Here is a 15,957-nt window from a genome sequence, read left to right as displayed (position 1 = left end):
AAGGCTAAATTATAGGTGTAGCCATAAAGGTTTCAGAAGCGAGGAGAGTGGATAGATTGAAATTTGTATGGATCAGCAGAATCATCGGTGGAATTCTCCTTGTTTCGCTAATAGCATTAGGGTTATACCAGCCGCTTCAAGAGTATATTTCGATACCAAATAAAATTGTCCTTTTTGAAGGAGAACATTATAGTTTGCCTAAATCAATGCCTGTAACGGCAGCAGTGCCGTCTCATGATAAAGGGATTTCCCTTGATAAAGAAAATGACTCCCTGCATGTTAATGCTGACAGGCCGGGAAATGATGAACTTTTATTGGATTTTGCAGGATTTCCGATTAAAAAAGTAGATGTTCAAGTAATAAAAGATTTTAAAGTCATTCCCGGAGGGCAATCCATTGGAGTTAAGCTGAATACGCTTGGTGTCCTGGTTGTCGGCCATCATCTGGTAGATACAGTTAAAGGGAAAAAATCGCCCGGGGAACTGGCTAAGGTGCAAATTGGCGACATCATTACAGAAATTAATGGCCATGTTATCAAGAAAATGTCTGATGTAACTCCGTATGTACAAGCTGCCGGCGAAAAGGGAAAACCGCTGAACCTGGTCATCAGCCGCGAAAAGAAAACCATCAAAACTGCACTATATCCCTTAAAGGATAAAAATGAGGGTTCTTATAAACTGGGCCTGTATATTAGGGACTCTGCAGCGGGTATAGGCACCATGACCTTCTTTCATCCTGATTCAAAAAAATATGGGGCGCTTGGCCATGTGATTTCGGATATGGATACCAAGAAGCCCATTGTCGTGAAAGACGGGCAAATCGTGCGTTCGACTGTTACGTCTATCGAAAAAGGCAGCAATGGAGACCCGGGAGAAAAATTAGCCCGTTTTTCATCAAACAGGAAAATCATTGGAAATATAGTCAGGAACAGCCCTTTTGGCATTTTCGGTACGCTGAACGAACCAATGGGCAATGGAATAGCGGATAAACCGATTCCGATCACTTTATCACATGAAGTAAAAGAGGGGCCGGCTCAAATATTGACGGTCGTGGACGGTTCCAAAGTTGAAGCATTTGATATTGAAATCGTGAGTACAATTCCTCAGAAGTTTCCGGCAACAAAGGGTATGGTTATTAAAGTGACTGACAAGGAGCTCCTTGAAAAAACTGGAGGAATTGTCCAGGGCATGAGCGGAAGCCCAATCATTCAAAAAGGCAGGCTAATCGGTGCCGTTACACATGTGTTCGTCAATGATCCAACCAGCGGATATGGAGTCCATATCGAATGGATGCTAAATGAAGCAGGTATCAATATTTATGATAAAGCAGTGAGCTATCCAAAGGCCAGCTGACTGCTGGAAGCAAGAAAGGAGCTGAATGTCAGTTCCTTTTTTTGCTGTATATATTGCTGAAGTGGTCCCTGAGAGCTTCCTTCGGACAAAGAGCTTTTTCAAAAGCCTCTTCTTTTAAAGGTTTTTTTATTGGGTTCGTTGAGGAGATCGCATTGTTAAATCGGGTTGTTTGGAAGGTAAGGTGCGACAATACTGCGGGATTAGCGGGTGAGAACCCCGCCAACGCAGCTGAGCAGACTCACCGCCCGTCCCGCGGAACGCGTGCATCCTGGAGAGGAAATCAAACACCTTGTTTATAGCAACAATGTTTACGAAGACAGCCTTTCAAAAAGAAAGAATACCGAAGCCTGATTTTTAAAAATGTGATAAAATAAAGATAATTCGACAAATGGGATAAGTATTGGCAAATATAGTCGAAAATAAGAGATATCACGAGAAAAATATTGATTAGGTATAATTTTTAGAAAAATAAAAGGAAATTAGTATCCATTGTCGAAAATTTCAATTACAATAGATTTAATATTATAGAAAAAATGACCAATTGTAGTTGAGGAGGAAATCAAAGGTGAAAAAAATCCAAGTTTGCATAGTTGATGATAATCGAGAACTTGTTGCTCTGCTCGAAGGGACGGATCCGGATATTTTGATTCTGGATATTATCATGCCGCACCTTGACGGGCTGGCCGTTTTGGAAAAGCTGCGTGAAATAAAGCGGGGCTCAATGCCGAATGTCATTATGCTTACTGCATTTGGCCAGGAAGATGTCACGAAAAAAGCAGTGGATCTCGGAGCATCTTACTTTATATTGAAGCCGTTTGATATGGAAAATCTTGCGAATCACATCCGCCAGGTAAGCGGAAATTCTGTGCAGATGACCGCGAAGCCATCGTTCAGCTACCGTTCACAAAATGAGTCCAAGCCTAGAAATCTTGATGCAAGCATTACTAGCATTATCCATGAAATTGGTGTGCCGGCACATATTAAGGGTTATTTATACCTTAGGGAAGCGATTTCCATGGTTTATAATGATATTGAATTGCTTGGCTCTATAACAAAAGTGCTTTATCCGGATATTGCCAAAAAATACAATACCACAGCGAGCCGTGTAGAACGGGCAATCCGCCATGCGATTGAAGTTGCTTGGAGCAGAGGGAACATTGACTCGATTTCTTCGCTGTTTGGCTATACAGTCAGTATGACTAAAGCAAAACCGACAAATTCAGAATTTATTGCCATGGTAGCTGATAAGCTTCGTCTAGAACATAAAGCTTCTTGAAAAGGCTAGGGTAATGTTCTGGTGTAAACACATAGATGGAAAAATGATGATCTCAGGCTTGTTACGTTATCCCCGCTTCATTTCATCACCTTTTTTTTCTGCAATCCATCAAATTCCGATATTTTTCAGGAAGCAGAGCCTCGCAGTCGTTGAGGCTTTTTTTTATTATATAGCAACGTACGTTCTGTTTACAATGATTATAAGAAATTAAGTGCAGATTTTTTAAAATATTCTTAGTACTTTAATGAAATATATGGTAAACGGGATATTTTCTTTTATAATTATAGGAAGAAAGGGCGAAAACATTTGCCGCGGAAAGGAATATATTCCTATGCTTATCGAAGAAAATGAATATTTGCTGATTGAAGAAGAAAATGAAGTGATTTATATAACGGTCTTAAAAAAGGGTTTTTCACTTCTGGATATGAATCCGCTGCTCTCGAAGCATCCGAGGATTCTTATCAGTCAATTTAAAGCATTGAGGGATGCAGCTGCTGAAGGAAAAGGGGAGAAAGTTGCAATTGGAGAGCTAAAGCCTGAGATAGAATGGAGCGTGTCGCCGGATTTAATGTCTGCCTCCATTCGTTTAAACTGCACGGAAAAAGATTTGTCAGAAAATTACGGAGACTACTCGTCCAAAATAAAGGCTGCTCTTCATGAAAAAGGAATCGTTGAGGGTGTTTTAGCCGAGACACTAATAACGGATTTGCTTGCACAACAGGAGATCTTGATTGCCCAAGGCCTTGAGCCTATTCATGGCAAAGATGCTGTCATCACATATTTTAAACGGTCCGCACGGAAACCTGCGATAAAAGAAGATGGAAAAGCGAATTACTATGACATGAGTTTTCTTGATGAAGTAAAAGCAGGAGCTTGGCTTGGAGAAAAAATTCCGGTTACTGAAGGTGTGCCTGGAAGAAATATTTTGGGTGACTACATATATCCTAATAAAGGCGCAAACAAAAAATGCATGTATGATAAAGGTACTGTGGGAGCCTTTAAAGAGGGAGACAAAATCGTCCTGAGGGCACTCAAGGATGGAGTCGTTGAATTTGAGGGCGGGAAAATCAAAGTCGGAAACCATCTCATCATTGAAGGTGATGTAGGTCCTGAAACGGGAAACATTGACTTCATCGGTTCTGTGACGGTAAAAGGAACGGTGATGGCTGGCTTTGCAGTCAGGGCGGAAAGGGATATTTCTGTTTTAAGTGAAATGGGTGTACATAATATTGATGAAATTGTATCAAGAAGTGGTGATGTGTTTATCAAAGGCGGTATTTTCGGAGGCAGCAGGTCTAAGATCAAAGCCTGCGGCAGCATTTTTGTGAAGCATAGCAACGATTGCATTTTGGAAGCTGGCGACAATATACATATCGGATATTATTCTCTTGGCAGTGACTTGAAGGCAAATAACATTATCACAGATGAGAAAAAAGGGAAATTAATCGGCGGGAGAGCTGAGGCATATGGGAAGATTAAAGCAGCAGTGATAGGGAATATCCTGGAACGGAAAACGATTATTCAGGTAACCGGTTTTGACCGGAGTAAACTTATAGAAGAGCTGAACAGTCTTCTTCATTGCTATAAAGAGAAAATGGTGCGGTCGGAAAGCCTGAAAGTACGGCTGGAGGATATGGCGGGTGATGAGTCTGTGGAAGATGGACGGAAGGACTCAAGATGGCAACAAGTGCAAAGAGAATACGATGAAGTGATGGCGGAAATTTTTCAGTATGAAAAACAAAGGAGGTCCCTAATGGAAATTCTTGAAGCTAAGGGAGAAGGTGAAGTTACGATTGGGGAAAGGGCATTTCCCGATACAACACTTCAGATCAAAAGCTTAAGCAAAAGAATTAATCAAACCACCAAGGGAACTTTTTACTGTCAGGACAACTCGATGCATTTTGAATAATCGCAGAAATTATTATATTATGACCATATTTTTCATCTCCATTCATAGAAATAGGGTAAGCCTGTTTTTATGGAAGGAGATGTTTTTTTGACGCAAATTTTTGCACATAGAGGATCAGCGGGGACACATCCTGAAAACACAATGATTTCCTTTGAAGAAGGTTACCGGGCAGGGGCTGACGGCATAGAAATCGATGTTCAGCTGACAAAAGATGGCAAAGTGGCAGTTATTCATGACGAAAAACTGGACAGGACCACCAGTGGAAAAGGATATATAAAAGACAGCAGCATGGCTGAAATTAAACGGCTGAATGCAAGTCATAAATACACCGGGAAATATGGGAAAACAGCTGTGCCGGAGCTGGAGGAAGTACTGGATTGGCTTCAGGGCACGAATTTGATGTGCAATATTGAATTGAAAAACGGGGTATTTTTATATCCTGGCATGGAAGAAGCCGTTATCAGGCTGGTCAGGGCTTACCGGATGGAAGAAAGAATAATATTTTCATCATTTAATCACTACAGCCTGATTTATTGCCATAGGCTGGCACCTGAAATTGAAACAGCGCCGCTATACCGGGACGGGCTATTCATGCCCTGGATCTATGCCAGGGCAATTGGGGCAAAAGCGATGCATCCGTCTATAGCCTGTGCCCCGGATTCTATCATTGAAACGGCAATAAAAGAAGGAATCAAGACAAGGCCATATACAATCAATAGCGAGGATAAAATGAAGAGGCTATTTGAAATACGTTGCAGTGCTATTATAACAGACTACCCCGCAATCGCAGTAAAGCTCAAAAAAAATTACCAATGAAGCTAAAATCAGGGAAATCCCCATGAAATGAAGTGAAAAAAGCCGGACTTATTGCAAAATAAGTCCGGCTTTTTATATTCAATCTGCAAGGGTGTTAATTAGCCCCTGAACCGCATGGGGTATTTCTGTGCTATTTGAATCGGGCAGTGACTTTTTTATTTTTCCTGTCACGATGCAGGATAAATCCTGCTATGAATCCGACGCCGGCGACCATAAGGATAAATCCGGTTAAACATTGAAGCCAAAGAACAGGAAACGGGAACTTTAAGATGCCAAAGAGCATATCTCTCATAATGGCAATTCCATAGACTGCAAACAATCCAGGAATAAAAAGGATTAAAAAGGCTACCAATCGTCTCATAAAATATCCCTTCTTTGCTAAAAAAACTCTCATTCAAAATGATAAAGTATAAAAAAAAATTGTCAAGCGTGTTTTCATTGATTAAAATGAAAGGGAATACTATGAAAAATATTGCGCATTTTAATTGATACTATGAAAGAAATTGCATACAGGCAGGAGGCTCTTTCTTTGCAAAAGGTTTTGTTAATCGGGGGAGGAAAAGAAGGAACCGCCATTTTGAAGCTCCTCGCAGAAAGTGATGTTTTTCAGGTGGTCTGTGTAGCGGATATCAACCCGCAGGCTCCTGGCATAGTTGAAGCTGTCAGGATTGGCATTCCGTCTGCTTCTGACTGGAGAAGTGTTAAAGCCGATTCTTATGACATTATCATTGAAGCAGCAGGAAATAAACAGCTGGCAGATGAAATATACCAAGTTTCCAATGGCCGTTGCGTCCTTATTCCGTGTGAAGTGGCATCCATTATTGCCAGGCTTTTTGAAGACAAAAGGGCGCTTATTCAGGAATTGGAAAAGGAAACCTCCAAGCACGATTCAATTTTCAATACACTCAATGACGGCATGATCGTCATTAATAAAGAAGGCTATATCACACTTTTTAACAGAAGTGCCGAAAAGATTACTGATTCCACGCGAAATAATGTGATTGGCAGGCATATTCTGGAGGTCATCCCGACAAGCCGTCTGCCAGTGATTATCCACACTAATCGCATGGAAGCCAATCAGGAGCAAATCTTGAACAACGGCCTGAAAATTATTACCACCAGGATGCCGCTGCTGGATGAAGATAATAACGTTATCGGCGCCTTTGCAGTATTTAAGGATATTACAGAAGCTGTGAACCTTGCGGAACAAATCACTGATTTAAAAGAAATCCAGACCATGCTCGAAGCCATCATCCAATCAAGCGATGACGCTATTTCTGTTGTGGATGAAGAGGGCAGGGGGCTGCTGATCAATCCTGCTTACACACGCATAACTGGCCTCAGCAGGGAACAGGTAATCGGACAGCCTGCGACTGCAGATATTTACGAGGGAGACAGTATGCATATGCAGGTGCTTGAAACGAGAAGGCCTGTGAGGGGAGTCAATATCCGAGTAGGCCCGAAACGCAGAGAGGTTATTGTAAATGTAGCTCCTATTATCGTTGATGGGCGGCTGAAGGGCAGTGTCGGGGTTATCCATGATGTTTCGGAAATTCAGCAGCTTACCCAGGAATTAAATAGGGCAAGACAGATTATCCGCACACTGGAAGCTAAGTATACATTTGATGATATCATCGGGGAATCCGAAGAAATGAAGCTGCCGATCCAGCAGGCCAAGCTTTGTGCAAGAACGCCTGCAACTGTTCTTTTAAGGGGAGAATCTGGAACGGGCAAGGAGCTCTTCGCCCATGCCATCCATAATGCGAGCGATAAGAAATATAATACCTTTGTCCGGGTGAATTGTGCAGCCATATCAGAGTCCCTTCTTGAAAGCGAGCTTTTTGGCTATGAAGAAGGTGCCTTTTCAGGCGCAAAAAGAGGCGGGAAAAAAGGCTTTTTTGAAGAAGCGAACAATGGCAGCATTTTTCTTGATGAAATAGGTGAACTCGCAGCCAATATCCAGGCTAAACTTCTTCGCGTTCTTCAGGAAAATGAAATTGTCAGAGTCGGCGGCACGAAGCCTATTCCGATTAACGTGAGAGTGATAGCTGCCACAAACCTGAATCTAGAGAAGGCCATTGCAAATGGCAGCTTCAGGGAAGATTTATATTTCAGGATTAATCGTATGCCCATTCATATTTCGCCGCTGCGAAGCCGGAAGGAAGATATCGGGGAACTTTGCGGCCGCCTCATCCAGAAAATCAATCAGGAATATGGCAGGAATATTGAAGGGATTACTGATGATGCCATTAAGAAATTAAAGCAATATGACTGGCCGGGCAATGTTAGGGAGCTTGAAAATGTTCTTGGCCGGACCATTATCTTTATGAAGCTTAATGAAATGGTCATTGATGAAAAGCATATTCCGGATTTCCTTGAAAGTGAAGATAAAACCGCATCCATTCAAGAAGGAATAACACCGCGTCAGAATCCCAAAAAGGCCTCATTGTCTGAGGTCATGGATCAGTTTGAGAAACAGACGCTCATGGAAGCGCTGAGGGAACACGGAGGCAATAAAACAAGTACTGCAAAGACTCTTGGAATATCAATCAGAAATTTGTATTATAAAATGGAAAAGTACCACCTTGAAAATTTTAGCGTGCAATAATTTGCAAAACATGCAAGAAATTTCAGGTTATGATATGTTAATGAAGTCTGCGATGCCTGTTAAAAAGGATTTTATGATTTGGCACGCATCTTGCATATAAGTTAAGTGTGAGGTAATCTTTATTTAATTGCAGAATGGCGATAAGTTGCGGTGCTCCTTCTAAGGTGAAGGACCGCGCATGTCGGAGGTACGGAGCCTGGCCGTCCGCAGAAAGCGGGCGCCTCAAGCAAATATACACAATGTCAGAAGAGGCAATTGATGGGCAGGCAGAAAGTGAAAAGCCTTTTGTTATGCCCTCCATCATGACGGAGCAGGGAGAGGATGCATAAAAGTTGCTTTTTATGCAATAATCTGCACAGTTTTCAGTATAGCTTAACGTACATGATATTCACTCTCTGGCGCAAATATGTTCTTGCTTATTCAATCAGGACATGACAGGGGGATTCCCTGTTTGCGTACCTGGAAAAGCAAAGCAGCCAATCAAATAAACTGCATCTTTTGGGGAGGATCTTTTAAATGGAAATTTTTCAATATCTGGAGAAGTACGATTACGAACAGCTTTTGTTTTGCCAGGATAAACAATCAGGGTTAAAAGCCATCATTGCCATTCATGATACCACACTAGGACCTGCTCTTGGCGGCACACGCATGTGGACATATGCATCAGAGGATGCGGCTATTGAGGATGCCCTTCGCCTTGCGAAAGGGATGACATACAAAAATGCAGCAGCAGGATTGAATCTTGGAGGCGGAAAGACGGTCATCATCGGCGATCCGCGCAAAGATAAAAACGAAGAAATGTTCCGTGCATTCGGAAGATATATCCAAGGCTTAAATGGCCGTTATATCACTGCAGAGGATGTCGGCACAACTGTAGCCGATATGGATTTGATCCATGAGGAAACCGATTTTGTTACAGGCATCTCGCCGGCATTCGGCTCTTCAGGCAACCCGTCCCCTGTAACAGCTTATGGAGTATACAGAGGAATGAAGGCTGCTGCTAAAGAAGCATTTGGAACTGATTCTCTTGAAGGAAAGGTCATTGCCGTTCAGGGAGTAGGAAATGTAGCATACAACTTGCTGCGCTACTTGCACGAAGAAGGCGCCAAGCTGATTGTAACGGATATCAATGCAGAGTCTGTAAAAAGGGCTGTTGATGAATTCGGTGCAAAAGCTGTAGATCCTGATGAAATTTACGGAGTGGAATGTGACATTTATGCTCCTTGTGCACTTGGAGCAGTAATTAACGATGATACCATTTCAAAAATTAAAGCTAAGGTTATTGCAGGAGCTGCAAACAATCAGCTGAAGGATACTGCGCACGGAGACCAGATTCATGAGATGGGAATTGTTTATGCACCTGATTACGTAATTAATGCCGGCGGTGTTATTAATGTTGCCGATGAATTATATGGCTATAACCGCGAGAGAGCCCTTAAAAAAGTTGAAGGCGTTTATGCGAGCATTGAAAAAGTTATTGAAATTGCCAAGCGTGACTCCATCCCTACTTATTTAGCGGCTGACCGCATGGTGGAAGAAAGAATTGAGCGGATGAGAAACTCCCGCAGCCAATTCCTTCAAAACGAAAAAAACATACTGAATCGCCGTAAATAACCGAAAGAGTTCTTTAGCTTGAAGGTCTTGCTAAAGCTTTAGCTGTACGGACCTGGAAAATACCCTGCTGTGAATTGGAAGGCTGACCATGAAGATGAGTCAGCCTTTTTACGGAATCCTGTTTGCGTAACAGGAGGGCTCACTTTAGAGACAATTTTTGTTTTCGGATGGGTTCATTTTGCATCTATATTGCGTCTGGAGGGTCGGAAGGTGCCTGAAACAAGACATCGGATTCTAGTAATTAATCCGGGATCCTCTTTTACAAAAATTGGTGTTTTTGAAAACGAAAGATCTGTTATGGACCGGACCATTTTACATGATGCCGGCTCCTTTCGGGAAAATGAAGCCATTGCTGCCCAATATGGGTTTAGAAAGAAGGCTATTTTAGAAACACTTGATGAAGAGGGAATCAACCTTTCCAAATTTCATGCCGTTTGCGGCCGCGGTGGTCTTTTAAGAGCAATAGAAGGCGGTACCTATTTGGTGAACGAGGAAATGCTGCAGGACTTGAAAACGGGATTTAATGGTCAGCATGTTTCTAATCTGGGAGGCATTTTAGCATTTGAAATTGCAGACGGATTGAATATCCCTGCATTCATCGTGGATCCCGTGGTAGTGGACGAGATGGAGCCGGCTGCCAGATTTTCAGGATTTCCTTTAATTGAAAGAAAAAGCATATTTCATGCGCTCAATCAAAAAGCGGCTGCAAGAAAAGCGGCAGAAGAAAAGAAAAAGAAGTACGAAGACCTCCAATTAATTGTAGCCCACATGGGACAGGGAGGCATTACCGTCGGGGTACATAAAAAAGGGAAAGTCATAGATGTCAATAATGGCCTGGACGGCGATGGGCCATTCACGCCAGAACGCCCTGGAACTGTTCCGGCCGGAGATTTAATTAGGCTCTGCTTTTCGGGAAGATATTCCTGCAAGGAGATGATGGAGCTTTTAACACAGAAAAGCGGGCTTTCGGGCTACCTTGGCACCAGCAATCTTTCAAAAGCGGAAAAGATGGCCGAATGCGGCGACAAACAGGCAGAAGCTGTTTATGAGGCCATGGCCTATCAAGTTGCCAAAGAAATCGGTGCCGCAGCTGCCGTGCTTTCGGGCCAGGTCGACGCCATTGTTTTAACAGGCAGCCTGGCTTATGAAAAGGGCTTTTCAGGAGCCATTTCTCAAAGGGTGAGCTGGATAGCAGATGTCTTTGTCCATCCAGGTGAAAATGATATGCAGGCACTTGCCGAAGGCTCTCTCAGGATTTTAAGATCAGAGGAAGAAGCAAAGAGATACCCAAACTGCACGTCCATTAGTGCAGAGGAAATCCCGGGGCCTTACTTCGGATGAAGGCAGAATGCAGAAAAATACAGTGATCAAATCATTGATTCTAAAATCAAAGTATATGCAGGAGGCTTTATAATATGGCTGAAGAATATGATCTTGTCGTACTTGGCGGAGGGACGGGCGGTTATGTAGCCGCTATCCGTGCAGCGCAGCTTGGGCTTAAAACAGCTGTTGTAGAAAAAGGTAAGCTTGGCGGGACATGCCTTCATAGAGGGTGCATCCCATCCAAAGCGCTGCTAAGAAGTGCAGAGGTATACAGCACATCCAAGAACAGCGAAGAATTCGGTGTAGTGACGGGTGAAGTGAGCTTGAATTTCCTTAAGGTCCAGGAGCGCAAAAACAAAATTGTTGAGCAGCTTCATAAAGGAGTTCAGCATTTAATGAAACAAGGTAAAATCGATGTATTTGAGGGAACAGGCAGAATCCTGGGACCATCGATTTTCTCTCCGCTTCCCGGCACGGTTTCTGTTGAAATGAACAATGGCACAGAAAATGAAATGCTTATTCCAAAAAATGTGATTGTGGCAACAGGATCAAGGCCAAGGACACTTCCCGGACTTGAAATCGACGGCAATCTGGTGCTTACTTCTGAGGAAGCCCTTCAGCTTGAAAGCCTGCCGGAATCCATGATTATTGTTGGAGGCGGGGTCATCGGGATAGAGTGGGCATCCATGCTGAATGATTTTGGTGTGGAAGTGACAGTCATTGAATATGCAGATCGAATCCTGCCGCTTGAGGATAAAGAAATTTCAAAAGAAATGCAGCGGCTATTAAAGAAAAAAGGCATAACCTTTGCCACTGGAGCTAAAGTTCTGCCTGAAACGCTTAAAAAAGACGGCAGTGTGGTAATTTCTGCTGAAATGAACGGCGGAACGAAGGAGTTCACTGCAGAGAAAATGCTAGTCTCTGTCGGAAGGCAGGCAAATGTGGAAGGAATAGGACTGGAAAATACGGATATCCAGCTTGAAAAGGGCTATATAGCAACTAACACGATGTTCCAGACGAAAGAATCCCATATCTACGCGATTGGAGATTGCATTGGCGGTCTGCAGCTTGCTCATGTTGCTTCGCATGAAGGTATTACGGCTGTTGAGCATATTGCCGGGGAAAATCCGCATCAGATGGATTACAGTCTGGTCTCCAAGTGTATCTATTCAAGCCCGGAGGCTGCAAGTGTAGGTTATACAGAAGAAGAAGCCATTGCCAAAGGATTTGCAGTTAAAAAGGGAAAATTCCCATTTAAAGCGATAGGAAAAGCATTGGTATTCGGTGAATCTGACGGATTTGTCAAGATCATCGCCGATGAGAAAACCAATGACATCCTTGGCGTTCACATGATCGGCCCTCACGTGACAGATATGATATCTGAAGCAGGGCTTGCCAAAGTACTGGATGCAACTCCATGGGAAGTTGCTCATACCATCCATCCTCATCCGACATTATCGGAGGCAATCGGAGAAGCGGCACTTGCTGTGGAAGGCCTGGCCATCCACGCTTGATGTTTTGTTTCTCATCATAGACGTGCGCTTTGGCGCATCTGCAATACCTGGGAAATGTATAATGTCCAGCCTAAGCGGGTATTCCCCGAAAGCTGGATTGCAGCACAGCGGAGTAAACAGAGAATATACGAAACTTTTTCTATTAAATTTTAACCTGTTAGGAGGGTTATATGATGGTTAAAAATCGTCATAAAGAGTTAGGCCTAAGCAATGAAACGGTGCTGGAAATGTATGAAACCATGCTGCTTTCCCGCCGTATTGATGAAAGAATGTGGCTATTAAACCGTTCAGGAAAAATACCTTTCGTAATTTCCTGCCAGGGACAGGAAGCGGCCCAGGTTGGCGCTGCTTTTGGCCTTGACCGGAATAAAGACTATGTTCTTCCTTATTACCGTGATGTAGGAGTTGTGCTTGCATTCGGAATGACAGCAAAGGACTTGATGCTGTCAGGATTCGCGAAAGCAGAAGACCCTAACTCAGGCGGGCGCCAGATGCCTGGACATTTCGGACAGAAGAAAAATCGAATCGTAACTGGATCCTCTCCTGTTACTACACAGGTTCCACATGCTGTTGGAATTGCCCTTGGAGGCAAAATGGAAGGCAAGGACCTGGTAAGTTTTGTGACATTTGGCGAAGGTTCATCCAATCAGGGTGATTTCCATGAAGGAGCCAACTTTGCCGGCGTCCACAAGCTTCCAGTCATTTTCATGTGTGAAAATAATAAATATGCCATTTCTGTCCCGATCGAAAAGCAGCTTGCATGCGAAAATGTATCTGATCGTGCAATTGGGTACGGAATGCCAGGAATAACCGTAGACGGAAATGATCCTCTTGAAGTGTATGCAGCAGTAAAGGAAGCGGCTGACCGCGGGCGCCGGGGAGAAGGGCCTACTTTGATTGAAACAGTTTCATACCGCTTCACACCGCATTCAAGTGATGATGATGACCGCAGCTACCGTGCTCCAGATGAAGTAGCTGAAGCAAAAACGAAGGATCCGGTCATTATGTTTGGTGCCTACTTAAAAGAAACAGGCGTGTTAAATGATGAATTGGAAAAGCAAATAAATGATAAAGTCATGGAAATCGTAAATGAAGCAACAGACTATGCGGAAAATGCACCATATGCAGATGCAGAGTCAGCTTTTAATTACGTCTATGCAGAGAAATAGGGGGAAGTAAAATGCCGGTAATTTCTTATATAGATGCTGTTACGATGGCGATTAGAGAAGAAATGGAAAGAGACTCCCGCGTCTTTGTACTGGGTGAGGATGTCGGGAAAAAGGGCGGCGTGTTCAAAGCAACAAACGGATTGTACGAGCAATTCGGCGAACAGCGTGTGATGGATACGCCTCTTGCTGAATCAGCGATTGCAGGAGTTGGAATCGGTGCAGCCATGTATGGAATGAGGCCGATTGCCGAAATGCAGTTCGCGGATTTTATCATGCCTGCCATAAACCAGATCATTTCAGAGGCAGCGAAAATCCGCTATCGTTCGAATAATGACTGGACATGCCCGATTGTCGTCCGTGCTCCTTATGGAGGCGGTGTTCATGGTGCGCTTTACCATTCACAGTCTGTTGAATCCATTTTTGCCAACACTCCTGGACTTAAGGTTGTCATGCCTTCTACACCTTATGATGTAAAGGGCTTATTAAAAGCAGCGATCCGGGATGAAGATCCTGTCCTGTTTTTTGAACATAAACGAGCTTATCGCCTGATTAAGGGAGAGGTGCCGGCTGATGACTATGTGCTTCCTATCGGAAAAGCCGATGTGAAACGCGAGGGAGACGACATTACAGTCATTACATATGGTTTATGTGTGCATTTTGCGCTTCAGGCTGCTGAAAAATTAGCCAGCGACGGAATTTCTGCGCATGTTCTTGATCTGCGTACAATATACCCGCTGGATAAGGAAGCGATTATTGAAGCGGCATCCAAAACCGGAAAAGTGCTGCTCGTAACAGAGGATAACAAAGAGGGAAGCATCATCAGCGAGGTTTCTGCCATCATTGCGGAAAATTGCCTGTATGATCTTGATGCGCCAATCATGAGGCTTGCAGGACCTGATATCCCGGCGATGCCGTATGCACCGACCATGGAGAAGCACTTCATGGTTAATCCGGAAAAAGTAGAAAAAGCAATGAGAGAGCTAGCTGAATACTAATATCATTCCTAAAAGGAGGTCAATGCATTGGCTATCGAGCAAATGAAAATGCCCCAGCTTGGCGAAAGTGTAACAGAAGGAACAATCAGCAAGTGGCTGGTTAAACCCGGTGACCATGTCAATAAATATGATCCTATTGCTGAGGTAATGACAGATAAGGTAAATGCCGAAGTGCCTTCTTCCTTTACGGGTATCATTAAGGAATTGAAGGCAGAGGAAGATGAGACCCTGGCAGTCGGCGAAATCATCTGTACGGTAGAAACAGAGGGATCAGGCGATAATGGATCTTCTGTACCAGCCCAAGCAGAACAGGCACCTGTTTCCGGCGGACAGGCAAAAGCCAGATATTCACCAGCTGTTTTGAAGATTTCACAGGAAAATGGCATTGATCTGTCCCAAGTGTCAGGCACAGGAAAAGACGGCCGGATTACCCGGAAGGATTTAATGAATATTATTGAATCCGGAAATATTCCTGCTGCTGCTGCCCAGTCAGGTCCAGAGTCAAAAGCAGCTTCACATAATGCCGCACCACAGGCCGCTCCTCAGGCTGCAATCAAGCAAGCTCCAGATCGTGTCCGTACAGAGCGGGCTTCTGTGCCAGTTTCACATGGAGATAAAGAAATTCCTGTAACAGGCATCAGAAAAGCCATTGCAGCCAATATGCTGAAGAGCAAGCATGAGGCGCCTCATGCCTGGACAATGGTAGAAGCCGATGCAACCAATCTTGTCTCATACCGTGATTCGCGAAAAGCTGAATTCAAGCAAAAAGAAGGCTACAACCTTACCTATTTTGCTTTCTTTGTAAAAGCCATCGCACAGGCTCTTACGGAATTCCCTCAAATCAATTCGATGTGGGCGGGGGACAAAATCATTCAAAAGAAAGACATCAATATTTCGATTGCTGTTGCAACGGAAGATGCCTTGTTTGTTCCTGTCATCAAAAATGCGGATGAAAAAACAATCAAGGGTATTGCGCGCGAAATCACAGAATTAGCGCAAAAAGCCAGAACTGGAAAACTGAAGGCTGATGAAATGCAGGGCGGCACGTTCACGGTAAATAATACCGGTTCATTTGGTTCTGTACAATCGATGGGGATTATCAACCATCCTCAGGCAGCGATTATTCAAGTGGAATCCATCGTGAAACGTCCAGTAGTGATTAACGGCATGATTGCTATACGCGATATGGTCAATCTTTGTTTATCTCTTGATCATCGTGTGCTGGATGGACTTGTTTGCGGAAGATTCCTGGCGAGGGTCAAGGAGATTATCGAAAACATTTCCAGTGAGAATACTTCAATTTATTAATTGATTCATGTATACGCCGGCACATGCCGGCGTTTTTTTTGAATCTTACTGAACATCAATAAAAGCATTTCAA

12 protein-coding genes are annotated in these 15,957 nt (G+C 43.5%); 11 read left to right on the top strand and 1 reads right to left on the bottom strand.

Annotated elements, in window-relative coordinates; translation table 11 throughout:
- Positions 1-56: 56 nt before the first annotated feature.
- The 4 genes from spoIVB to ACN6MY_RS17400 all read left to right on the top strand — a co-directional run bounded on the left by spoIVB (position 57) and on the right by ACN6MY_RS17400 (position 5,353).
- On the top strand, positions 57-1,352 hold the full coding sequence (gene spoIVB, locus ACN6MY_RS17415; protein WP_419881317.1) for a SpoIVB peptidase: 1,296 nt from the start codon (positions 57-59) through the stop codon (positions 1,350-1,352).
- A gap of 565 nt (positions 1,353-1,917) precedes the next feature.
- Positions 1,918-2,628 carry a sporulation transcription factor Spo0A gene (gene spo0A, locus ACN6MY_RS17410; protein ID WP_419881316.1) on the top strand — a complete coding sequence of 237 codons (711 nt, stop codon included), beginning with the start codon at positions 1,918-1,920 and terminating at the stop codon, positions 2,626-2,628.
- Positions 2,629-2,959: 331 nt separating this feature from the next.
- Positions 2,960-4,537 (top strand): DUF342 domain-containing protein, encoded by a 1,578-nt coding sequence (locus tag ACN6MY_RS17405; RefSeq protein WP_419881315.1) that lies wholly within the window; start codon positions 2,960-2,962, stop codon positions 4,535-4,537.
- Positions 4,538-4,624: 87 nt separating this feature from the next.
- Positions 4,625-5,353: a glycerophosphodiester phosphodiesterase gene (locus tag ACN6MY_RS17400; RefSeq protein WP_419881314.1), complete on the top strand. Its 729-nt coding sequence runs from the start codon at positions 4,625-4,627 to the stop codon at positions 5,351-5,353.
- A gap of 130 nt (positions 5,354-5,483) precedes the next feature.
- On the opposite strand, the gene ACN6MY_RS17395 is transcribed toward ACN6MY_RS17400, so the two are convergent.
- Entirely contained in the window at positions 5,484-5,714 is a 231-nt protein-coding gene (locus tag ACN6MY_RS17395; RefSeq protein WP_419881313.1) for a DUF2627 domain-containing protein, read from the bottom strand.
- Positions 5,715-5,882: 168 nt separating this feature from the next.
- On the opposite strand from ACN6MY_RS17395, the gene ACN6MY_RS17390 reads away from it, so the two are divergent.
- The 7 genes from ACN6MY_RS17390 to ACN6MY_RS17360 all read left to right on the top strand — a co-directional run bounded on the left by ACN6MY_RS17390 (position 5,883) and on the right by ACN6MY_RS17360 (position 15,884).
- Entirely contained in the window at positions 5,883-7,961 is a 2,079-nt protein-coding gene (locus ACN6MY_RS17390) for a sigma 54-interacting transcriptional regulator (protein WP_419881312.1), read from the top strand.
- Between the two features lie 516 nt (positions 7,962-8,477).
- Positions 8,478-9,575 (top strand): branched-chain amino acid dehydrogenase, encoded by a 1,098-nt coding sequence (bcd, locus tag ACN6MY_RS17385; protein WP_090989231.1) that lies wholly within the window; start codon positions 8,478-8,480, stop codon positions 9,573-9,575.
- Between the two features lie 210 nt (positions 9,576-9,785).
- On the top strand, positions 9,786-10,916 hold the full coding sequence (buk, locus tag ACN6MY_RS17380; RefSeq protein ID WP_419881311.1) for a butyrate kinase: 1,131 nt from the start codon (positions 9,786-9,788) through the stop codon (positions 10,914-10,916).
- Positions 10,917-10,990: 74 nt separating this feature from the next.
- A complete protein-coding gene (gene lpdA, locus ACN6MY_RS17375; protein WP_419881310.1) occupies positions 10,991-12,412 on the top strand; it encodes a dihydrolipoyl dehydrogenase in 1,422 nt (473 codons plus the stop codon).
- Positions 12,413-12,585: 173 nt separating this feature from the next.
- Positions 12,586-13,581 (top strand): thiamine pyrophosphate-dependent dehydrogenase E1 component subunit alpha, encoded by a 996-nt coding sequence (locus ACN6MY_RS17370; RefSeq protein ID WP_419884201.1) that lies wholly within the window; start codon positions 12,586-12,588, stop codon positions 13,579-13,581.
- A gap of 11 nt (positions 13,582-13,592) precedes the next feature.
- Positions 13,593-14,576, top strand: a complete 984-nt coding sequence (locus ACN6MY_RS17365; RefSeq protein WP_071352245.1) for an alpha-ketoacid dehydrogenase subunit beta — start codon at positions 13,593-13,595, stop codon at positions 14,574-14,576.
- Positions 14,577-14,603: 27 nt separating this feature from the next.
- Positions 14,604-15,884, top strand: a complete 1,281-nt coding sequence (locus ACN6MY_RS17360; protein WP_419881309.1) for a dihydrolipoamide acetyltransferase family protein — start codon at positions 14,604-14,606, stop codon at positions 15,882-15,884.
- Positions 15,885-15,957 lie beyond the last annotated feature (73 nt).

Origin of the sequence: Peribacillus sp. B-H-3 (genome assembly GCF_048572925.1) — a bacterium.
Taxonomy (GTDB): Bacteria; Bacillota; Bacilli; order Bacillales; family DSM-1321; genus Peribacillus.
Note: the sequence above shows the minus strand (reverse complement) of the source record. Positions and strands in the feature narration are given on the sequence as shown.